We start from the raw sequence: 21,319 nt of genomic DNA, 5'->3' as shown, positions 1-21,319 counted from the left end.
GGTCAGCCGCTCCAGTCAGTTTCGTGATCGCTAAAGATCTCAGCCCGCCGCAGCGGCGGTGTGACGGCTGTCTGTGCAGACGTGTTCGACATGGCGGTGATCGGTGCCGCAGCAGCCGCCGACGACAGTCAGATTGGGCAGCAGATGCGCCAGATCCCGGTGCAGCGCGCCGAACTCCTGCGGGTCGCCGTCATCCAGCTCCTCCGCCTCGTCCAGTTCGGCATGCGACAGCCGCGACGCATTGGCCCGCAGGCCACGGATGCGGTCAGTCCATTCGCCGCCTTCGGCCAGCACACCGGCAAAGTGGTCGGGGTGTGCACAGTTGATCATGAAATAGGCAGCAGCCCCGCCGGTCTCTGCATCGACCTGTTCAACCGCCGCTCGCAGGTTCTGGCCCGAGGGCAGACGGCCGTCGGTTTCCACGGTAAATGAGATCACCGCCGGAATTCCCGCACTACGGGCCGCCAGGACGACGCCGATGGCTTCCTCCGCGTAGGTCATGGTGATGGCAGAGACCATGTCGGCGCCCAATCCGGCGAACCACTCGACCTGTGTCTGGTGGTACACCCGTGCCTCCTCCGCGGTCAGGATTTCGCTGGGCGCATAGCCGTCGCTGTGCGGCCCGATCACCCCGTTGATAACAAAGGGCGACTGCGGCGTCTCAAACGCATCGCGCAACCCGCGCAGAGTGGCCACCGCCTCGGCATGGACCTGCCGCAGCTGCTCCCTGCTGACCCCCAGTTCCGCCGCCCACCGCGGGCTGGCGCGCCAGGTCGGCGTGTCCATCACAAAGCCGCGGCGGTTGCGGACCGCCAGTTCGGCAAAACCGCGCATGTAGCGGTTGATGGCCGCCCGGCCTTCGCTGGTTTCCAGTGCCATGAAGGCGGCAAACAGCGGCAGCTCGAGCCCTTCATGGAACACCAGCGTGGTTTCCAGGCCGCCATCGGCAATCATTTGCTGTCCGTTCAATTGCGGCAGCGCATCACGGTATTTCATCTGCTTTCTCCAGTGCTGCAGCCCGGGTGCGGGCAATGTCGTGCAGCAATTGGATAGGCGGCGGCGCAGCCTGAGACTTGCGCGGGTTCTGAGCTTTTCCTGAGAAACCCTGAGCCCGCGCGCTAAGTTCTTGCCTGCAAAGCCAGTCCGGAACCGGGAAACAGCATGAAATTCACCTTCAACGATTGCGAGCTTGACACCGGCCTGTTCCAGATTTCGCGCGGCGGGGTCAGGCAAAGCCTGACGCCGCAGACCATGCAGCTGCTGGAATACCTGATCCGCAACCGGGACCGGGTGGTGCTGAAGGAGGATCTGGTGGTCGCGGTCTGGGACGGCCGCTTCATCACCGACGCGACCCTGTCGACAGCGATCAAGGAAGCCCGCCAGGTGGTGGGCGACAACGGCCGCGACCAGCACACGATCCGCACCATTCACGGCAAGGGGTTCCGGTTTGTGGCAACGGTTACGGAACCCGCCAAGGCCGCCCATCCTGCCGTGCGCACTGGGCAGACCGTTCTGGCGGTGCTGCCCTTCCGCTGCCTGGGCAGCAGCGCGGACAATGCCTTTGTCGGCGAATGCCTGACCGAGGACACCATTGCCGGCCTGTCCCGGTTCCGCGAGTTCACCCTGCTGTCGCACCGCACAACGGAACAGCTTGCAGCGGACGGCATTTCAAACGCGGAGATGAGCCAGGCGCACGGTGTTTCGCATGTCATCGAGGGCAGCGTCCGGCGGTCGGCAGAGCACTTGCGGGTGACGGTTCAGGTGACCGAGGCCGCCAGCGGCCATCTGGCCGCAACCGAACAGTTCGACCGCGGCGGCGGCACCGGCGGCCTGTTCGCCATTCTGGAGGACATCGCACGGCTGATTGCCGGCCGCCTTGGCAGCCGCCATGGCGAAATGGCGGATCAGATCGCCCGGACCGCACCCGCAGGACGCAGCCAGTCCTGGGACACCCTGCGCCTGATCTCCCGCTTTTACGAGTATTACCGCTGCTACGACCCCGCCATCCACGCGGAAGCCCGGGACGGGCTGTGCCAGGCGCTGGAAACAGACCCCGACTCCGCCGAGGGTTGGGCAGCTTACGCCATGCTTCTGCTGGAAGAACACCGCTATCACATCAACCAGCGCCCGGATGCTGACGCGCTGGCGCTCTGTGCCGCGGCCGCGCGCCGGGCCGTGGCCTGCGACAGCCTGAATGCCTTTGCGCAGATGACCCTGGCGCTGGCGATCTTCTATCAAAAGGACATTGCCGGCTTCCGGGACGCGGCGGACCGCGCCCTGGCCCTGAACGCCGGCCATTGCGATGTGCTGGCGGAAATCGGCTCCTGCTACCTGTTCCTCGGCGAATACGACCGTGCCGTTGAACTCCTGGACCGGGCCATCGACCTCAGCCCGGTGCATCCCGGCTGGTACCACTACGCGCGCTGCTGGCTCTATGCCAGCCAGGGGTTCTTCGAGGCCGCCTTGGTCGAGGTAGAACGCGTCCCGATGCCGGACTTCTTCTGGTACCAGGCGCATCTGGCGTGGTTGCACGCGGAACTGGACAACATGCAGGCCGCGGCCCAGGCAGTGGACCTGATGCGGGAGATGTTTCCCGAGTTCGAGCAGGTGGCGCTTCAGGAACTGGAACTGACCAACATCAGCGCAGAGCACGGCGCAGCAGCAATCAATGGCTGGAGAAAGGCCGGGCTGAACATCCTTACCGGCTCGTCCCGGGACTCGACCTAAGCACACCCGGAACGGCAGCTGCCCCAGAGACCGCGATGGCGGCAGCCAGTGCCGGGAACCCCCCGGCCGTTACCAGAAGACTGCCCGCACCACCGCCAAGCGCAAATCCCAGCAGGTATCTCGCCATTCCGAATGGCGGTGCGTCAGTGGCCTCCAAATACAGCGGAAAGAAAAGGAACAGACCGAAAGCATTGCACAGGATCGCCAGCCCCAGAGTGACCCCAGAAAAGGCAACATAGGTGAGTCCGCCCGCCAGTGCCGCGATCAGCAGACCGGCGAGCTGCAGCGCTTGCCTCAGGCGGCTGGTGGCCAGACCCGCAATGTAAGAGCCAAGTGCCGAAAACAGCAGGCTTGCTGCCAGCCAACCGCTCAATGTGCCGATACCCAGCTCGGAGGCAAAGATTTCCAGCAGGGCCCAGTAAGCGCCCATAAAAACAAAAAAGGGAAACAGGCTGAGGTCCCGCAACCAGGCAAAAGATCTATAATCCAGGCTGCAGCCTTCCGGCACCGCAAGCAACAGGATGGCCAGCTGCACACCAGCCAAGGCAGCCAGGAACGGCAAGGAATTCAACCCCGCCATTGCCAGAAGGGCAAGAAGCACAAAGGAGACCACACAGCCCAGGCTCATGCCATACCCGAACACCCGCAGCGCTTGCCCGCTGTACTGACCGTGGGACAAAGGCACGGAGAGCACCACGCCAAGAGAAATGCCGACGAGAACAGACCCTGCAGCAAGATAGGCCAAACCGTATGCCGGGACGGCTGCGGCGCAAAGCACGCAGGCAAAGACGATCCAGGCAGCGGCCCTGGGCCCGGACGGCCGCGGCAATCCCGGCCCCAGCAGGCAGCCAGCCGTTGATGTCAGAAGAAGCAGGCTGGCAATCAATCCTGCCGTGCTGGTGCTGCTGCCGCTTTTTTCCGAAAGTTCCGCCAGCCAGACCGGCATCGTGTTCAGGACGGTCACAGCGTAACCGATCAGTAGTATTGGAATTTTGATCTCTAGGATGCGCAAATTTCCTACTGTCCTAGTTTCTGGTCACACTGTGCAGAAAGGCGCAAGTTCTGCCAATCTCCAAAGATTATAGCTCTATACCCCCTCGCAGCCAGAATGCAGGCAAAGGGCTCAGCTAGAAGGAGAGTGTTGCGGGCCCCATGGCAGCGGGCTGCTTCCTAGGACTACAAACTCTTTGAAGTTCCCCTGTTTCCCACGTCAAAACACGGTCCCCGCGTGGCTCCTTCAAGGAAAGCCACAGTTCAGCGCATTGAAATACTGTTAGGATTGCACCCCCACCTTCTAGGCAACTTAGCCGGAAGAGGATTATCTATTGGAAAGCTACGACCTTTAGCCAACCTTCACAGCTTGCATTCAGCCACCCGGAAGCGGTCATTGGTGCGTGGCGCGGCATTGCCCTACATCGGGTAACCAAGTAAGCGAGCCTGCCTAAGAAAGCATGGCCTCATAGCCTTCTATCACCGGGATGAAAACACAGATTGGACGGGATCAGTCTGTCCCCGGGCTGGTGAAGGCGTCCAAGTGGGGCACTCCGATCATTATGCGTTCGGCCTAAGACTGTTCAAATCCGACTGCGTGATAGCGGCTGTATCAGCCGACCCGCCCAGGTCCGGCGGCAGCAAACCTGCAGTCAATACGTTGTCCACGGCCTGTTCGATGGCACGCGCGGCCTGAGGCTGCCCAAAGCCGTGCTCGAACATCATCGCAACCGACAGGATAGCGCCCATCGGATTGGCGACCCCCTGTCCGGAGATACCCGAGCGCATTGGCGGCGTTGATCCAGCCTGCAAGGAAGAGAGGATCAGACCATAGGCAAATCGTGCGAACGTGTTGCTGACACTGACACAAAGGGCGAGCCCAAGCAGGATGATCCACTCTCGGTTGATCTTCATCTGCTCCTTCAGCCCGCGATGTTGCTGCTATCCAAATCCCGGGATCAGCCGCTTGTTCAGCCCCAGTTGATCAGCACGGCACTCAGAGCAACCAAACACACCATGATCGCACTGAAGAACTGGGACCCCTGACCCGAGTTCATCAAGCGTTGCAGGGTTTGACCGTTGGCTACCCAGGTTCCGTTGCACAACGGCGCCAGAACCAGGAACGTCACCGCTATGATGACGGCACGGGTGATCGGATCGGATGCGACTTCGGCATAGGCTGAGCTTGACGCCAAAGCCATGGTCCACGCTTTGGGCTTAATCCACTGAAAGATAGCGGCCTCGTGGAAACGTATTGGACGGCTGGCGGGGATCTGAAAACAGATGTGCTTTCCTGCCGGCTTGTGCGCAGCAACGGTTCGGCAAGCTGCCATACCAGCCACAGGAGCCAAACCGTTCCAGCGATGCGCAACAATATCCATAATTGTGATTCCTGCTGAAGAACGGCGCCGAGACCCAGAACGACCGAGCTGATCATCACGGCGAACCCGAAAGCGATCCCCATCATGTGAGGAAAGGTTCGGTGCCACCCGAATGCCGCGCCCGATGCCGCGAGCTTTGTGCCCTTAGTGCAGGAAACGGTGACGGCAGTTTGCACCCCGGCCTATCTGGAACAGCATGGCGGCAAATGGGGGCAGTGTGTGTTGATTGAATGTGCCGGTCCGCGCGTGGCCTGGCCCCAGTGGTGTGCAGCACTGGGAATAGCCGACCCACTCGACGGAAGGGTTGTCGAGGTCAATTCCCTGGCCGCCGCGATACGGCTGGCCCGGGCCGGGAGCGGCGTTTCGCTTGCGGCGGCACCATTCATTTCGGGCGACTTGCGATCAGAGACGCTGGTAGAGGCGTTCCCCGGGAAATACCTGCCGGGCAAGATGCATGGCTTTGCGGCACAGCAGCTGGAAAATGCCCGGCCCATAGCCAAGCGAGTGGCTCGCTGGCTGTTGGAGCGGTCAGGGCGCAGTATTCCCGGCTACATCTGATGGACCCGCGGGCTGACCGGAAGGCGTTGTTTTCCGGTCAGTGCAGCTGGAAAATCCGCCAGTGGGAAAAAATTAAGGAAGGCTTTGCCTGTGCAGTGTAACCTCTGTGCTTGGGTGTCCCCATGAGACAAATTGAGAATTTTATCTTTTGCCTTCCTGTCTGCGCAGTTTGCGGTATTCAGTTCCTTGCCCCGCGCTGTCTGCAGAAAATGAGAGGAATAGCCCCGTGAACCTCAAGAATGCAGTCCCTTTAGCCTGTCTTTGCCTCAGCCTGCTTTTCGGTCATACCGCCGGGGCCCGTAGCCTCGTCATCGGCACAATCAGTGACGAGACGGTCAAGGAAACCCGCGTTTTTCTGCCCTTTGCCAAATATTTGGCAGCGCAGCTTCAGGATGAAGGGGTCACGGCGGGAGAAGTCAGAATTGCCCGGAACATTGCCCATATGGCGGAACTGTTGAGCAATGGTGAGGTCGATATCTTTGTTGACAGCCCACTTGTCTCGCTCGCGGTCAGGGCAAAATGCGGCAGCCGTTTGGTGGCGCGAAGATGGAAAAAGGGTGTCGCCGAATACCGGTCTGTCGTCTTTGTCCGCCGGGACAGCGGCATCCAGTCGCTGGAAGATCTCAAGGGCAGGGTCATCGCCTTTGAAGAGGCCTTCTCCTCCAGCGGTTACATCCTGCCGCGCCACACGATTGCAACGCAAGGTGTTCAGCTCGCCGCGATGAGCGGCCCTCGGGCGGCGCGGCCTGCGGAGGCCACGGGCTATGTGTTTTCCGGGGATGACGAAAACACCATCGAATGGGTGCTGCGCGGGCTGGTTGATGCCGGCGCCATGTCGCTGATCGGGCTGAAAAAACGCGCCGGAGATGATTTCGGGAGCCTCGACGTGCTTGTCCAAACGGAAAATATCCCGCGGCATGTTGTCAGTTTGTCGCCAGGGACATCCGCTGAGTTCACCGCGGCGGTGCAGGCCGTGCTGATCAGCATGGATCAGAACGATGAAGGCCGCTGGATTCTGGAAAATTTTGAAAGAACCACGAAATTTGATACCATACCGGATCAAACGCTGGACATGCTGGAAGAATTTGAGAAGCCGGTGACAGCCCTGATTGGCGGCAATTGAGTTGCTTATGTCGGGCCTCAGGACAAAACTGGTGGTCTACACGGTTCTGATCGTCTTTGCGGTTGCAGGGGCGATTTCGGCCATTTCGATAACCTTGGCCCACCAGACATCTGTTGCTGCGTTCGAACGCCATGCAACGGTGCTCGCAAAGGTCCTGGGCGAAGCAGTTCTGGAACCGTTGTATGAGCTGAATGTCAAACTGATGCGCCAGCAGGTGAGCTCGGTCCTGATCGGAGAAGGTGCCTTGCAGGTGATGATTCTGGATGCGGGCACGCGTGTTCTGACCGATGGGACCGATGAAAATCCGCTGCGGGGAAAGGAGTTCAATGAACCCTATTTGCGGAAGGCCAGAGAAACCGCTGAATGGGTCACCCGGCTGCAGGACGGCGTGATCCAGGTTGCTGGCCCAGTGCAGGCAACGGCGGACCGGCGGCTGGGGTATGTGGTGCTGGAATTTTCCACCGCGCGGCTTGACGCGGAATGGATGAAGCATATCCGGCTGACCCTGCTCCTGGCCGGTGTCTGTGCCGGTCTTGCCTCAATTGCCGCAGTCATCGTGGCCAACCGGATAACGCGGCCGATCAAGCGGCTGACGGACTTTGCCACCAGTATCCGCCTGGGCAGTGCCAAGCGGGAAGTCCCTGAGTGTGGCCACGATGAAGTCGGCCGCCTGGGAGATGCTTTCACCGAGGTTTTGAACCACCTGGACCGCAGCAATGCCGAGCTGAAGGCGCTTGCGAACTCGCTGGAGCATAAGGTGAAGGAAAGGACGCGGGCTGCTGAAGCAGGGAGCAAGGCGAAGTCCGAGTTTCTGGCCACAATGAGCCATGAAATCAGGACCCCGATGAACGCGGTGCTGGGCATGGCCTCGTTGCTGGAGGAAACCAGCCTGGATGAGGAGCAGGCGCTTTATGCCAGGACAATCTCTGAATCCGGCGAAGCGCTGCTGGACATCATCAACGGGCTACTCGATTTCTCCAAGGTAGAGGCCGGGAAACTGGAGCTGCGGACCGCGCCGCTTGATCTGGAGGAGCTTCTGAGCGGGGTGGTCCGTATGCTGGCACCCAATCCGGCGGAAAGCCGGGTCTCGCTGCGGCTGGAATATGATCCCGAGGTGCCGAAGGACATCCTGGGGGATGAAGGGCGGATTCGGCAGATCATTGTGAACCTTGTCGGCAATGCGCTGAAATTCACCGAGGCTGGATTGGTGACCGTAAGAGTCACCGGTCGGGCTGCTGGCGGTATGGCGAAGATGCGGATCGCCGTGACAGACACCGGGGTGGGCATTCCCGAAGACAGTCTCGAGAAGATCTTCACTGCGTTTTCACAAGTTAACAGTACCGCTACCCGGGGTTACGGCGGCACCGGGCTGGGTCTGGCGATCGCTTCCCGTCTCGCGCAACTAATGGGGGGCGGTATTGAGGTCCAGTCTTTGCTTGGCAAGGGCTCTACGTTCACCTTCACATGCGCCTTTGCAACCGCTGAAAATCTGGTGACGGGGTAACTGCGATGTGTAATGCCGGAGGCAGTGGCGCGGCGGGGCGGCATAGCTGGGGCGGGAAGAAACCAAATGCTGAACTGAGCTGACTGGCGATCCAGGCCGCTGCGCGTCGCGTGTCTCTTGGATTGCGTTTGCCTTTGTTGCTAGGAAAAGCCAGGCGGCAGGTGGAGACAGGCATGAAAGCAAAGATCAGCTTAAAGCAGCTGCAGGCCCTGGAAGCGGTGGCCAGGCTTGGCAGCTTCACCTTGGCCGCCAAGGAGCTTGGCGTGTCGCAGCCGACAGTGTCCAATCTCGTTTATTCTCTGGAGCAGCAGTATCAGTGCCGCCTGCTTGACCGGGCGGGCACAAGGATTTCACCGACCTCGACACTGGATGAGGTGAGGGCCGACATCCGGGCGCTACCGGCCGCCTGCGCCGGAAACCATCGTCCCGATGGACCAAAGGCCAGTCATGCACTAACAATCAAACCGGACCTGTCAGATCAGGCTCCCCAGCGACGCTTAGCGCATTTTCAAGATCGACGCCAAGGTATCTGACAGAGCTGTCAACCTTTGTGTGTCCTAGCAGCAGTTGAACGTCTCTGAGATTTCCGGTTTTCGGTAAATCTCCGCTGCTTTGGTCCTGCGCAGCGAATGGGTGCTGTATCCGCTGGGTTCCAGCCCAATCGCTGCCGCCCATCCTCGATCCGGCGCATCGGATTCCAGATCAGGCTGGTAGGGAACGGTTCCCAGAGGTGGGTTACATGCATTTTGCCTTCCGCTGCTTTCTCAGACGGGGAGGTTTAGAGGAAAAAACCATTCCGACGATCGAATTGTCAAGAAACAGAGTTCATCTGGTTTATATAGCTTGCTATTTCGTTTAGGTGTTCGATAGTAAGCGGCTTGTGCATAAACCCTTTAACGAGCGGATTTTTTTCTGCCCGCTCTTCGTCTCTTGGGTCAAGGGATGTTGTCAGCATAATAATGACGCAGGTCTTTGAATGACCGTTTCCTATCTTTGCAAGTTCATCCAGGAATTCAAAGCCATCCATCCGAGGCATATTCACATCCAGGATAATAGCATCAAGCAACGGGCAGCCGTCAGACAGTATAAACTCCAGAGCATCATCGGCAGCGTGAAACTCAAGGGTGTTTTCGACGAGTTCGCTTCTTCTAACAATTCTCCGATAAAGCATTTGATCGGCCTCATCGTCATCGACAAACATTAGATTCCTAATTGTGCTTTTTCTTTCATGAGACATGTTGTTCACCGTGCTTTGCTAGACTTACACTAAAGACTGAACCCGGGTGATTTTCTGGAGTATCCACTGTGATATCGCTGCCATGATTGATCGCAATACGACGGCAAAGCGCCAACCCAAGACCTAAACCTGGCCGATCTGACTGGCCATGCAGGCGTTTGAACATTCCGAATATCCGGTTTTTGTCCGCGTCTGAAATTCCAATTCCGTTGTCAGTGACGGAGATCATAACTCGAGACGCGTTGTGGTGCGCGCTGCTTTCAACTCTTATTTTGCATGCTTCTCCGACTCGCCTAAATTTAATGGCGTTCGTAATCAAGTTTTGTAGAAGGGCACGCATCTGCAATGGGTGGCCATAGACTAATGGCAAGTCACCAATAGCGATCTCTGCCTGAGCATCATAGATGTCGCCTGTTAGATCGTCTGCGACATTCTGCAAGATCTCATTGAGGTCAACGGGCTCGAAAGTCAAATCCTGGCCAATAACCCGTGTATAACGCAGAAGATCCTCGATCAGATTGCGCATGCGATCCATGGTCTTCATCGCTGTTTCAGCTAACTCACGACCTTCATCATCAAAAACGGTGTCGCTGTGATTGACGAGCTCACTCAACAGCATATGGGCGGTGTTGGCTGGTGCTTTGAGGTCGTGCGAAACTGCATAGGCAAATGCACTGAGTTCCTCATTAACCTGCTCGACAACTTGTTTTTCATGAGCGAGTTCGGCCTTCTGCTGCTCATGCACGCGCGCGTTCTCAGCGTGGACTTTGAGCTGGGTCAGATCATTGTGCGCCCCCAGCATTCGTATCGGCTTTCCCTCAACGTTGCGAATAGCCAATCCACGACACCGCACCCAAACAGTTGATCCGTCAGCGTGCCGGTACCGAACGATTTGATCGTACGGATGAGCCTCATCGGCACAGTGCCTCTGGAAGTTTTCAAGGGAGACCTGCAGGTCTTCAGGGAAGATGATATCCTGCCACTCTTCTGGGCTGTGCTTCTTTGATGCTGGATCGATACCAAGTAACTGCCAGAACTCTGGGCTGATCCACTCATTGTCAGGATTTTCCAGGTCCCAGTACCAAACCCCGTCCAAAGACCCCTTCTGCAGGAATTCCCACATCTCGGCGTCGGCCTGGAATAATTCACCCAGCTCTTTTTCAAGGTAGTGTTTTGCACTCATATGGAGAACTCAGCTGACGGCCAAATAATAAAATTATTAGCTCCAAATCAGTTACCTAAAGGTTAATTTTTGTGCTCAGGGTATTCGGCTCCGATACGAAAACCGTCTGAGGGGGTGTTGTTGCAGAACTCTGGCTTTGAAGGATTCACATCGCGAATCCATGTGGTTTGATGAGAGGCATGACAAAGCCCTCATCCGCCCGCTAAGTGATCTTGATTGACAAAAAGGACCTGCAAGCTTCCGATCAACCGTAAGCGGACATTGGGGTACTTTTGGCGTAGGGCCGCTTTGTCCAGCTCCTCGATGGTCAATCCCGGTCGCGGGGAAGAGACGGTTTGAATTTCTCTCCTCAGACTGCCTTTCAATGACCGTTCTGACGACCAACGCTGCTTTGCAGCGAGAACCATGCCCTGTCCGCGAGCATTTTCTGCGCAAGCAAATGCCGCATGGGTAAAAGTCCGGAAAGTTCCGCGTAGCAGTCGCTCGTGCGGGCGGTTTCTGGACTCCTCGCTGCGGTAGTCAGCGTGGGCAGCAACGAGCTCTGACCCGGAGTGTTTCCGGCAGTGCCGACGCGGCAGCGGATTATGACAGCACCTTGGTGACGGCACGTATTGGCGTTGAACGGGAATTTGATACCACGGACAGCTACACGCTGCTTGGCTTTGGCAGCCTTCGCTATACCCGTCAGGATGACGACAGCTACACTGAAAGCGGTTCAGCCCCCAACGCCACAGTCAGCGAGGTGACAACCGAAGTGGCCGAAGCCAGGCTCGGGTTCGAAGCGCAAAAGCCCCTTGCCAAAGGCGGGGTACTATCTGGCCGCTTAACCGGTGTCTTGCGCCGAAACCTGGGTGATACGTCCGCTGATGTAACAGTGTTTTCGGTCACCAACCCGCTCACTTATTCGGCTGAAGACTTTACGGGAGCAAGCTTCCGAGCCGGTTATGAGAAAGCATTTGCCTCCAACCTGCAGCTCGAGTTGAGCGCAGAGAAGGAAATCGGCAGCAACGCACAGGGACCATTTGTAAGAGCTGGCCTCAAATGGTCAATTTGATCGGATAAGCGGCTGGTATCACCGCACAGTCTCTCACGTTAGGCATATCTGCAGACACTGAAAAACGGTCCGGTTCTTACTCATTTTGATGGATGCCAAAATTTGCCTGACGGGCGTCATGAGCGCAAACATGGTACGCTTTGAAAGTCTATGTTTCCGCCGGTGCGCGAGCACGGGGCTGACGATCACTTCTTGGCGATTGAGCCGCCCACGAGATGACTGCGGCGGAACTCTGTATCAGCATGGGACTGCCCAACGCCTCTTCTGTACCGAAAGGAAACAGCATGGCCGACCAACCCGTCCGTGTCCTGCTTGTCGATGACAACCCCTTTCATATGAAACCGGTCGAGCGGCTGATCAAAGGTGAGCCTCAACTGCAGTGCTCCGTCGATCCTGCCGGAAATCTGGCCGATGGCCTTGCCGGCCTGACATCTGGAGGCATCGACCTGGTGCTGCCTGGCATCCAGGACCTGGAGATGCTATTCTGGGTCCGCGCGGCGCCGGATATGTCGGCAGTTATCCAGACTGCATTGGACGGCTTAAAGCTTGCCGTAAATGCGGTAAAAGGCCGAAGCCAGCGACTTTCTGCTCAAGTCCAATCTCAACTTGGTCTCACTGGGCCGCACGGTCTGTTACTCGCCGGCCTGTGCGCGGGAGCAGACTGCAGAATACGATTCCCCGATGTTTCGGCTCGCCGAGCAGCAATTCCTGAAAGCGGTGCAGATCATGGAGCTGGAAGAGATTAGCGGTCGGCTCCGGGATATAATGCTCGACGCTTTGGAGCGCACTGTCGCGCTGGTCGAGGGCGTTGCCCGGGTGACCCGGGCCAAACTGCTGATCGGGGTCTTCCCGTAGAGCCGCGACCGCCAAGCAAGGAGTTCTGCAACAATGAACCGGAACAAACAGCATCAGGAACTTGAAGCGCTCCGCGACAGCCAGAGGCAACTCCAAACCTTAATGTCCAACCTCCCGGGAATTGCCTACCGAGGGGAAAACGACAACGACTGGACGATGACCGTTCTGTCGGATGGCTGTCTCGATCTTACCGGTTACACGCGTGACGAGCTGATGCCGGGCGGGCGGGTCAGCTTTGGCAGCCTAATGCATCCTGACGACGCCCTTCGGGTCTGGGAAACCGTGCAGCAAGCGCTGAAGGCCCGCCGCCGCTTCCGCATCACCTACCGCATACGCACCAGGGACGGTACCGAGAAATGGGTCTGGGAACAGGGCTGCGGCATTTTCGATGACAAGGGCGACCTGCTTTTTCTGGAAGGTTTCATTACCGACATCACCGAACAGCGCCGTGCAGAACAGGCGCTTGCCCGGCAAATGGAAGAAACCCGGCGCGCCCAGGAAGCGGCGGAACTCGCCCGCAGTCAATTGGTCAACGCTATTGATTCCTCCTCCGAAGGGTTTGCGATCTACGATTCCGACGACCGGCTGCTGATGTTCAACCAAGCCTATGAGGACATGTTCAAGAGCTCCGAAGGGGGGCACATCGCGGTAGGTACCTGTTTTGAGACACTAGCGCGGTTGGTGGCGGAGGCCGGCAACGCCGAAGCCGCCGGGATGGGTGTCGAGGAATGGGTGGCGTGGCGGATGGAGAAACACCGCAACCCCACTGGCGCTTTCCGTAGTAAGCGTATGGATGGCCGGGTGCTTTGGATCCGAGAGGTGCGCACCCGCAACGGCGGGCTGGTCGGGGTTTATTCCGACATCACCGAAATCGAGTGCTACAAGAACCATCTGGAGGATCTGGTCTCCAAGCGCACTGCCACGCTCGAGGAACGGACCGAACAGCTGCACAAATCGCAGAAGAACACCGAGCGTGCGCTCGCCCTTGCCAGACAAGCCAGCATTGCCAAAAGCCAGTTTCTAGCCAACATGAGCCATGAAATCCGAACACCGCTCAATGGTGTAATTGGCATGGCCGAACTACTCAGTGGCACTGATCTCAATTCGCAGCAGAGGGAGTATGCCCGCATCATAGTGCGATCCGGCGACACCCTGCTGGCTCTGATTAACGACATCCTCGACTTTTCCAAAATAGAGGCCGGGCGGCTGGAACTGGAGTCTACACCATTCCGTCTGCGCGATCTGCTGGGGGATACGTTGCAGACACTTGCCACACGCGCAGGCGAAAAAGGCCTTGAACTAGCCCATCATATCCCGCCCGAAGTGCCCGACCGACTTGTCGGTGACCCGACCCGGTTGCGCCAGATTCTGGTCAACCTTGTCGGCAATGCCATCAAGTTCACCGATGCGGGCGAAGTGGTGGTCGATACCCGGCTTGCCGTGCGCTGCGAAACGGAAGTAACGGTGGAATTCGAAGTGCGCGACACCGGCATCGGCATACCCGCGAAACAGCAGGAGCGGATCTTTGAGGCATTCGGACAGGCCGATACTTCGACCACCCGGCGATACGGCGGTACCGGTCTGGGCCTTGCAATCTCGGCACAGCTTGCCCGCAAGATGGGTGGGGAAATGAAGCTGGACAGCGCTCCGGGCAGGGGCAGCGTTTTTTCCTTTGTTGTCCAGTTGGGGCTGGCTAGCGAGGACGATCTGCCGCGTGCGACGGTGCCCAAGGAGCTGATCGGGATGCCGGTGCTGGTTGCCGACGACAACGAGACCAACCGGAGGATTCTCGCGGAGGTCCTGGAGAACTGGGGCATGACACCGGTGCTGGCAGGCAGCGGGGCCAGTGCGCTGGCCTGCTTGGACGAGATGATCGTCAGTGGTATAACGCCTCGGCTAGCACTGCTCGACCTGATGATGCCCAAAATGGACGGCACCGCACTGGCCGCGCAAATCCGCGAACGACCGCTGCTGGATGCAATGCGCATTCTGGTAATGTCCTCTGCCGGCTACTCGGGCTCCGAAATACCCCTGCGTGAGCTCAACATTCACCGCATGCTGGTCAAACCGGTGAAACAGTCCGACCTGCTGAACGCAGTCCTCGCGGCAATTGGTACTGCCGTTCGCGAGACAGAGCCTCTCCCTACGCCGGCCGCAGCGGGTGTCACACCGCTAAGAATCTTGCTGGCCGAGGATGGTGTGGTCAATCAGAAGGTCGCCACCGATCTGTTGACCCGGCTCGGCCACAGCGTGGATCTCGCTGAGAACGGCCAAGAGGCAGTCGAAGCCACAGAACGCAGCAAATACGACCTGGTGCTGATGGATATGCACATGCCAGTCATGGATGGGGTGGCTGCCGCCAAAGCGATCCGGGCCAGCGAACAGGCGGGAGGTGGTCGTCTGCCGATCGTTGCCTGCACTGCCAGCGTAACGCCGGCGGACCGGGAGCGCTGCGCCAAAGCCGGGATGGACGACTTCGTCGGCAAGCCTTTCCGGGCTGATAGCTTGCTGCGTGCCGTCGAACGGACGGTTTTCGGCGCAATGCAGGGGCCCGCGCAGGCCAGATCCGGGGAGACTGGGCTCGATTCCGTTCCGTCGGTTGCAACACCCGCCACAGCCAGTCCGAAACGCGACGGCAATCAGGCGGAGCCGGTTGACTGGCAGGGCGCCCTGGCGAAGCTGGGCGATGAAGGCTTGCTGCGAGAGATCGCAGAGCTTTTCCTGGCCCAGGCTCCGGGGCTGGCAGCGGACATTGAAACTGCGTGCCGGACCGGAAACGCCGAAGAGCTTCGGCGCGCAGCTCATACGCTCAAAGGGTCGGCTGCGACCGTCAGTGCCTTGCCAGTGGTCGAAGCCGCGCTACGACTGGAGAATGTGGGACGTGACCGGCGTCTCGGAGAGGCACCGCCGTTGCAGCGTGATCTCGAAGTGCAATTGGAACGCTGCAGATCAACGCTGAAGGCGATCCTAGCCAAAACAGGTTAGCTGCGCGACGCTCTGAGGAGGCAACCAGGCACCTTTGCTGTTGATTTCCGCTGAGATCTGACCCGGGATTTTCATCGAGATCTGACCCGCCTGGTAGTTATGTTCTGGTGGTTATGTCTGGGTCAACGGCTCTTTCTCTCCTGTTCTGATTTTGCGGCGGCGGAACTGGCTTTGAAGCGGTAGCTGTCGTTTCCGGTTTCCAGGATTTGGCAGCGGTGGGTGAGCCGGTCGAGGAACGCCGTGGTCATCTTGGCATCCCCGAAGACGGCGGCCCATTCGCTGAAGCTGAGGTTTGTCGTGATGATCACGCTGGTGCGCTCGTACAGCTTGCTCAGCAGGTGGAAAAGCAATGCGCCTCCGGATGCACTGAATGGCAGGTAGCCCAGCTCATCGAGGATGACCAAATCGGCTCTCACCAGGCTTTCGGCAATCTTGCCCGCCTTGCCTGCGGCCTTTTCCTGTTCAAGGGCGTTGACCAGCTCGACGGTTGAGAAGATCCACAAGCCTCCATGCCGATGAGGCAGGGTTCAAGTTTCTCGAAGAACTGTATGAGCTGCGCGCGCCTGAGCGACCGATTGAACGCAACGGTTCCATCCGCTGTGACCCCTTGTACCTGAAAGATGTTCTTGGCCAGATCTAGCCCGACTGTTGCAACCTGCATTGGATGGCTCCTTTCCTAGCAGTCGATAACAACTGCACTATGGCGCATTGCGACGCCGGTGGAGCAGGAGCCATCCACCCCATCCCCCCTGACGGGCCGCACTGCAGCACCCGGTTACTGTGGCGAGTGACCGAATTGGGCCGCTAATACCATTGGTTGCGGGGCGCTAAACCGGGCTGCAAGGAGACCTTTTTGAATTGAACCTATTAGCTGCTTATGCAGAAGTCTAACCGTTGATACTATCGGCGATGCCCAACCCTTGTCGCTGCTGTTGCCGCGGTTGCACCAACCCGACCCCCAATACCATCAGTACTAAGGAAATCATCAAGGCGGGCGGCGCCGTCTCGTTCAGGAACAGAGTGCCGGACAAGAAACCGCCAATTGTCACGAAATAGGCCACCTGGCTGGCAAAGACCGCGCCGGTGCGGGCCACGATTGCAAAATAGGCCGCGTAGCATAGAACATGCAGCAGGCCGGAGAGGATTAGTGCCGTAAAGGGCAGAGATTGAGTGGCCAGGGCCAGCGAATCGGCGCCGCTGCCAAGGACCAGGGGCAGAGCAAGAAGGCAAGACAGGCCGGACGCATAGAACAGCGTTTCGACAGGGTCGAAGCGGTCGCGAGCGCGGGCGGCAATCACGTTGCTCTCGGCCGCGTAGCACAGCCCGGGCAGCAAGGCGATGGCTATGCCCCAGGCTGCCTGCTGACCCAGCAGCGTGAGCGAAATGCCCAGCAGCAGGAGGATGGACGTGGCGCCTAGGAGCAGACCGGAGCCGCGCCGGAGACTGAGCGTTTCCCGGCCCAGGCCGAGGGCGATCAGGTAGGCTGCCATCGGGGTGACGGCGATGCCGACGGACATCATGTTCGCCTGCACCATGCTGACGGCCGCAAAGCTCAGCCCGTGCGGCAGCAGCGTACCCAGCGACGCAACGATGAAATAGAGACCCCATTGCGGCCTGGCCGCTCTGCGCCGTCCTTTCAGCCGCCGGAAAGACTGCCAGGCCAGCAGCAGGGCAAACCCGGCCAGCTGCTGCCAAAAGACCAGGGCAGCGGTGGCATGCCCGCCCGCCACGGCGAGCTTGTTTAGAGGTATGGTTGCTCCCCAGGCCAGCCCCAGGAAGATCAGAAACAGTGTCCAGCGCATTGTGGTTTCCTCCTTAAACACATCAACCGTTAAGATGCAGGCTGCTGCTGCCTGCCTGGCAGCGTGCGGCGGGACGGATCAGGGCGCAGAGGCCGCTGAGGTGATCCAGGATGAGGGGTTCCGGGCTGCGCGACCGGATGAGCAGGCCGAAAGTGTACATGCCATTGGCCAGTAGCCCCGCCTTTGCGCGGCGCGCGGGTTCCGTGTCCTCAGGCGCTGCCCGCTGCAAGAACCTGGCAAACTCCTGCGACAGCATCTGACGGTTGCGGGCTGCCAGTTCGGCAGCCTTCTCATCGGAAGCGGACATTTCGACCATGCTGTTGCAAACGAAGCAGCCCAGCGGCTCGCCGCCTGGGGTCAGCCGCTCTCTTGCTCCTTGCAAGGCATCGCGCAGCCCTTCAGGACTGGCGCCGGCTCGGGCAATACCGCGGACCAGCGGGCCAGTCACATCCCGGTTGTAGCGGTCGAAGGCGGCCAGGTATAAACCGTGTTTGGAGCCGAAGACCGAATAGAGCCCGTAGTTGTTGACACCGGTGCCGGCGATCAGATCCTTCAGCGAGGCATCATGGTAGCCTTTGCGCCAGAACACCTTGAGCGCGGAATTCACGGCGTCGTCCGGGTCAAACTCCTTGTGCCTTCCCATGGTGCTCTTCCTGTTGCTTGAGGCCGCGGCAGGCTAAGGCCGCCTGCCGCGGCTGCGGGGTCACCACTTTTCCGCAAAGGGGCGGATTGTGGTCTCAAAGGACCAGGTGGTCCGGTGCTGGTGGGTGAGGTGATAGATCTCCGCGGCGATGCCGTCGGGGTGGGCGAAGAAATCCTCCCGCGCATGCGGCCAGTCCGCCGGCGGCACCAGCCAGCTGGGGCGTTCTGCGTCGCTGGCGCCTAGCCAGGTCACATCGATGGCGGCATCCACCGACAGGTAGCAGACATGGATGCCTTCCGGGCCCAAGTCCCGCGCCAGCGCCTCGCACAGGTTGCGCTGTGCGGCCTTTGTCGGGGCAAATAGCGCGTAGTTCGGCACGCCGCGGTGCGACGCGGTATTGCCGGTGGCCAGGATTGCCCCGCGGCCATTGGCGGCCATCTTGTCCGCAAAGAAGCGGGCAAAGACCAGAAAAGCGGTGGTGTTGACCCGGAAGTTCCGTTCGATCTCCAGCGGATCCAGCTCGCGGAACCGTCCAAAACTGTGCGAAACCGCATTATGCACCAGCACCCGGGGCACACCCATTTCCGCCTCGATCCTGGTCAGGCAGGTCTCGAAGGCCTGCAGATCGGAAAGGTCGCAGGCATAGGCTTGCGCACCGGGGTGCTGGTCTGCCAGCGCCTGCAGGCGGTCCGCGTTGCGGGCGATCATGGCTACCCGGTAGCCTTGCGAGATGAACTTGCGCACCGTGGCGCTGCCGGTGGCGTCGCCGACGCCGGTGATGATGCAGAGAGGCCCGGCCATGGTCAGGCCCACTGCTTCTTGCGGATTTCGGTATAGGGCGCGCCGTATTTTCCGTTCTCCTCACCGGCGGTGATGACGGTCATGATCGCGGGGTCGTACTCGTAGGTCCGGATCCACTGGCGGTCGCCCTTTTCCATCAGCATGTGAGAATGGGTCGAGCGCGCACGGCGTGTGTATTCCACCTCCACCATCCGGCATGACTGGCCGCCAAAGCCATAAGAATATTCATCGGCGCCGGGCTGTACAAAGCGGGCATGATACAGTTTCCAGTACTGGCCGTCGTGTCTGTAGATGGCGAAGGTCATCTCGTGGGTGTCGTACTGCCAGTGCCAGATGCTGTCCTGGTAGATCTTTTCCCAATCTGCCAGCAGGCTGCCGTCCCGGAACGAATGGCCTTCGACTTTCCAGCCCAGAGTGTCGGTCATTTTCATGTCTCCTTAGGTTTTCACATCGATCATTATGAAAAGGCGGAAGCAGGTCCCGCTCGCCACAGCGGGTTCCCCAAGGCCGCCGCCTTTATCCGGTCTTTTGAGCGGGTGCGGAGTTCGTCCGGGGTGTTTCCCAGTTGAACAGGGTTGAAACCGCAGCAAGGTCCTGCACGCCCAGCCCGGTCAGGCTGCAAACGATGACTTGGCGTCCGCTGTTGCGCAGCCGGTCATTGCTGGCCCAGGCAGCGCCCAATTCCTGCATCCCAAGTTCTGCCTCCGTCAGGCCAGAAGACAGGGCGCGGGCTGCGTTGCCATAGGCGCGGGCCTGTCCGAGGCTGTCGGTAAAGACCTTGCCGGCCTGGACGAGCAGGGAAGGGGGCAATTCGCATTTGGTTTCGTCATCGGCACCGGCGCTGATCACCGTCTGTCCGGGCTCTATATCTTCGGCCTGGAACAAGGGTTCTGTGGCGGCGGTAGCGCAGACAACCAGCCGGGCTCCGAGCATCGCTTCGGCCGGGCTGCCGGCGGTGGAGATCCGGCTTGCCGGAAATCCGGCCTGCAGGGAAGCTAATAGCGATCTGGCTGCCTCAGGCCGGCGGGCCCAGATGCAGAGGCTGCGGATTTCCCGCAATTGCGCCAGCGCCTGGATCTGATGGCGCGCCTGGGTGCCGGCACCCAGCAGCGCCGCGTCCACCGGGCCAGCGGAAAGGCAGCTGTGCGCGGCCAAAGCGCCGGCAGCGCCGGTCCGGTAGTCGGAAATCAGGTGGCCGTCGTGCAGCAGCGCAAGCGGCTGGCAGGTCTTGGAGCAGCAGGCAAGGATCAGCCCGCTATGGCCGCTGCCGGTGTCTGCTTTCAGGCTTTCCGACCAGCCCGCGAGCTTGACGGTGAAAATGGGGGCGCCAGGCAGAACTGCGCTTTTGACATGCACATCGGCGCCCGGCGCCGGGAACAGCACCTGAGCCGCCGCGGTGGCTTTGCCCGTGCTGTAGGCAATCATCGCCTGGCGCACTGGTGACAGCAGGGCTGCGTGGGACAGCCGGGCGGCGATTTCTTCGCGGGTGATATGGCGCAGGGCAGGGGTCATGGCAGCACCTCGAACCGGCCGGTGCCCAGGATTGAAACCTGACCTCTGACTTGGATAGCTCTGATCCCGTCCGGCCCGCTGTCGACCTGCACCGAAATCCGGCTGGGGCGGCCTGCATACTGCCCCTGCTTTAGTTCCAACGTGTTGGCCGCGTTCAGCAGACCGTGCTTATGGGCATAAGCGCCAATGACGCCTGCGGCGCTGCCGGTTGCGATGTCCTCGATCCGCCCGTCGTTGGTCCAATGGCGCCCTTCGGTTTGGTGGACGTCGTACAGGTAAGCGAACTGAGCGCCCACGTCCGCCAGCCGCTGCTCGAGGTCCGGGACACGGATAGCCGCCCTGTCCAAACCCTGCCGGACCGGCACCACCAGATAGCGCAACCCGGTCGAGACGACTTCCAGCGGCAGGCCCGGGGTCAGATCCTCCGGCGCCAGCGAGAAACAGCTGGCAAGCTCCCGGGCGGCGGCGCCGTTCAGCTCTGCCAGGTACAGCGGCTTTCCCTGATCCATCCACACGTCAAACCCCGCTGCGCAGTTGGCAGAACGTAGAGTCACCCGGCGGTCTTCCAAGGCAAAGGTGGCCTCAGCCGTTTCTGCGGGCTGCTCCAGGTGATGCAGCACGGCCGCGGCGCCCAGCAAAGGGTGGCCGGCAAAAAGCAGCTCCTCTTCCAGATCGAAAACCCGCAGGGGGCGGCTGCCGTCCGCGAGGGCAGGCCCCGTCAGAAAGGCGGATTCAAAGTGCTTGAGCTCCCGGGTCAGCTTCAGCATCTGCCGGCCGTCCAGCGCCCAAGCCTCGGGGAAAACCGCCAGGCTGTTGCCGGAGAACGGGCCATCCGAGAAAACATCGCAAAGGACATAGTGCATGCCGCAGGCCTTGTTGCACAAATCGGGAGCTGAACGCAGCTCCCCTTTCCCCGGATAGACTTATTCCACGGGCCGCGTAATAGGCATGCCAAGCGCCGTA

At 59.9% G+C, this 21,319-nt stretch carries 19 protein-coding genes and 4 pseudogenes; 8 read left to right on the top strand and 15 right to left on the bottom strand.

The genetic code is table 11. From position 1 onward, the window contains the following. Positions 1-39: 39 nt before the first annotated feature. Positions 40-996, bottom strand: coding sequence for a homocysteine S-methyltransferase family protein (locus AC58NV_RS18475; protein ID WP_497228424.1), 957 nt, complete (start codon positions 994-996; stop codon positions 40-42). A 165-nt stretch (positions 997-1,161) separates the two neighbouring features. Between AC58NV_RS18475 and AC58NV_RS18470 the strand changes: the two genes are divergently transcribed. Next, a complete protein-coding gene (locus AC58NV_RS18470) occupies positions 1,162-2,727 on the top strand; it encodes a winged helix-turn-helix domain-containing tetratricopeptide repeat protein (RefSeq protein WP_497228423.1) in 1,566 nt (521 codons plus the stop codon). Here the strand turns inward: AC58NV_RS18470 and AC58NV_RS18465 are convergent. The 3 genes from AC58NV_RS18465 to AC58NV_RS18455 all read right to left on the bottom strand — a co-directional run bounded on the left by AC58NV_RS18465 (position 2,699) and on the right by AC58NV_RS18455 (position 5,182). Continuing rightward, positions 2,699-3,739: a hypothetical protein gene (locus AC58NV_RS18465; RefSeq protein WP_497228422.1), complete on the bottom strand. Its 1,041-nt coding sequence runs from the start codon at positions 3,737-3,739 to the stop codon at positions 2,699-2,701. The genes AC58NV_RS18470 and AC58NV_RS18465 overlap by 29 nt on opposite strands. A gap of 539 nt (positions 3,740-4,278) precedes the next feature. Further along, positions 4,279-4,632, bottom strand: a complete 354-nt coding sequence (locus AC58NV_RS18460) for an isocitrate/isopropylmalate family dehydrogenase (protein ID WP_497228421.1) — start codon at positions 4,630-4,632, stop codon at positions 4,279-4,281. Positions 4,633-4,849: 217 nt separating this feature from the next. Continuing rightward, positions 4,850-5,182 carry a hypothetical protein gene (locus tag AC58NV_RS18455; protein ID WP_497228567.1) on the bottom strand — a complete coding sequence of 111 codons (333 nt, stop codon included), beginning with the start codon at positions 5,180-5,182 and terminating at the stop codon, positions 4,850-4,852. Positions 5,183-5,228: 46 nt separating this feature from the next. Between AC58NV_RS18455 and AC58NV_RS18450 the strand changes: the two are divergent. The 4 genes and pseudogenes from AC58NV_RS18450 to AC58NV_RS18435 all read left to right on the top strand — a co-directional run. Further along, positions 5,229-5,657 (top strand): annotated as a pseudogene (locus tag AC58NV_RS18450) (LysR substrate-binding domain-containing protein); the annotation flags it as partial. A 226-nt stretch (positions 5,658-5,883) separates the two neighbouring features. Further along, positions 5,884-6,780 (top strand): phosphate/phosphite/phosphonate ABC transporter substrate-binding protein, encoded by an 897-nt coding sequence (locus AC58NV_RS18445; protein ID WP_497228420.1) that lies wholly within the window; start codon positions 5,884-5,886, stop codon positions 6,778-6,780. A 31-nt stretch (positions 6,781-6,811) separates the two neighbouring features. Then, complete coding sequence (locus AC58NV_RS18440; RefSeq protein ID WP_497228419.1) at positions 6,812-8,284, top strand: ATP-binding protein; 1,473 nt, start codon at positions 6,812-6,814, stop codon at positions 8,282-8,284. 173 nt (positions 8,285-8,457) lie between these two features. Beyond that, a complete protein-coding gene (locus tag AC58NV_RS18435) occupies positions 8,458-8,817 on the top strand; it encodes a helix-turn-helix domain-containing protein (RefSeq protein WP_497228418.1) in 360 nt (119 codons plus the stop codon). Here AC58NV_RS18435 and AC58NV_RS18430 read toward each other — a convergent pair. The 3 genes and pseudogenes from AC58NV_RS18430 to AC58NV_RS18420 all read right to left on the bottom strand — a co-directional run. Further along, positions 8,744-8,964: pseudogene (locus tag AC58NV_RS18430) on the bottom strand (tyrosine-type recombinase/integrase); the annotation flags it as partial. The gene AC58NV_RS18435 and the pseudogene AC58NV_RS18430 overlap by 74 nt on opposite strands. A 131-nt stretch (positions 8,965-9,095) precedes the next feature. Further along, the gene (locus AC58NV_RS18425) at positions 9,096-9,485 is read right to left on the bottom strand and encodes a response regulator (protein WP_497228417.1); all 390 of its coding nucleotides are present in this window, start codon (positions 9,483-9,485) and stop codon (positions 9,096-9,098) included. Between the two features lie 25 nt (positions 9,486-9,510). Beyond that, the gene (locus AC58NV_RS18420) at positions 9,511-10,704 is read right to left on the bottom strand and encodes a sensor histidine kinase (protein ID WP_497228416.1); all 1,194 of its coding nucleotides are present in this window, start codon (positions 10,702-10,704) and stop codon (positions 9,511-9,513) included. Positions 10,705-11,245: 541 nt separating this feature from the next. On the opposite strand from AC58NV_RS18420, the gene AC58NV_RS18415 reads away from it, so the two are divergent. The 3 genes from AC58NV_RS18415 (at position 11,246) to AC58NV_RS18405 (ending at position 15,598) form a co-directional block, all read left to right on the top strand. Beyond that, positions 11,246-11,758, top strand: a complete 513-nt coding sequence (locus AC58NV_RS18415; RefSeq protein ID WP_497228566.1) for an autotransporter outer membrane beta-barrel domain-containing protein — start codon at positions 11,246-11,248, stop codon at positions 11,756-11,758. A gap of 284 nt (positions 11,759-12,042) precedes the next feature. Then, entirely contained in the window at positions 12,043-12,504 is a 462-nt protein-coding gene (locus AC58NV_RS18410) for a hypothetical protein (protein WP_497228415.1), read from the top strand. Between the two features lie 142 nt (positions 12,505-12,646). Continuing rightward, on the top strand, positions 12,647-15,598 hold the full coding sequence (locus AC58NV_RS18405) for a response regulator (protein WP_497228414.1): 2,952 nt from the start codon (positions 12,647-12,649) through the stop codon (positions 15,596-15,598). Between the two features lie 122 nt (positions 15,599-15,720). Here the strand turns inward: AC58NV_RS18405 and AC58NV_RS18400 are convergent. From AC58NV_RS18400 to AC58NV_RS18365, 8 genes and pseudogenes are all read right to left on the bottom strand, one after another. Next, positions 15,721-16,095 (bottom strand): annotated as a pseudogene (locus AC58NV_RS18400) (ATP-binding protein); the annotation flags it as partial. After that, positions 16,056-16,259 (bottom strand): annotated as a pseudogene (locus AC58NV_RS18395) (IS110 family transposase); the annotation flags it as partial. The pseudogenes AC58NV_RS18395 and AC58NV_RS18400, both read right to left, overlap by 40 nt. 226 nt (positions 16,260-16,485) lie before the next feature. After that, entirely contained in the window at positions 16,486-17,400 is a 915-nt protein-coding gene (locus AC58NV_RS18390; RefSeq protein ID WP_497228413.1) for a DMT family transporter, read from the bottom strand. Between the two features lie 22 nt (positions 17,401-17,422). Continuing rightward, on the bottom strand, positions 17,423-18,043 hold the full coding sequence (locus AC58NV_RS18385; RefSeq protein ID WP_497228412.1) for a TetR/AcrR family transcriptional regulator: 621 nt from the start codon (positions 18,041-18,043) through the stop codon (positions 17,423-17,425). Positions 18,044-18,103: 60 nt separating this feature from the next. Beyond that, a complete protein-coding gene (locus AC58NV_RS18380) occupies positions 18,104-18,844 on the bottom strand; it encodes an SDR family NAD(P)-dependent oxidoreductase (RefSeq protein ID WP_497228411.1) in 741 nt (246 codons plus the stop codon). A 2-nt stretch (positions 18,845-18,846) separates the two neighbouring features. Continuing rightward, entirely contained in the window at positions 18,847-19,269 is a 423-nt protein-coding gene (locus tag AC58NV_RS18375; RefSeq protein ID WP_497228410.1) for a hypothetical protein, read from the bottom strand. A 91-nt stretch (positions 19,270-19,360) separates the two neighbouring features. After that, on the bottom strand, positions 19,361-20,356 hold the full coding sequence (locus AC58NV_RS18370; RefSeq protein ID WP_497228409.1) for an ornithine cyclodeaminase family protein: 996 nt from the start codon (positions 20,354-20,356) through the stop codon (positions 19,361-19,363). Then, positions 20,353-21,219 (bottom strand): PhzF family phenazine biosynthesis protein, encoded by an 867-nt coding sequence (locus AC58NV_RS18365; protein WP_497228408.1) that lies wholly within the window; start codon positions 21,217-21,219, stop codon positions 20,353-20,355. Before AC58NV_RS18365 ends, AC58NV_RS18370 begins: the two co-directional genes overlap by 4 nt. Positions 21,220-21,319: the final 100 nt, after the last annotated feature.

It is taken from the genome of Leisingera sp. ANG49 (assembly GCF_059694505.1).
This window is presented reverse-complemented; position numbering and strand designations above follow the sequence as displayed.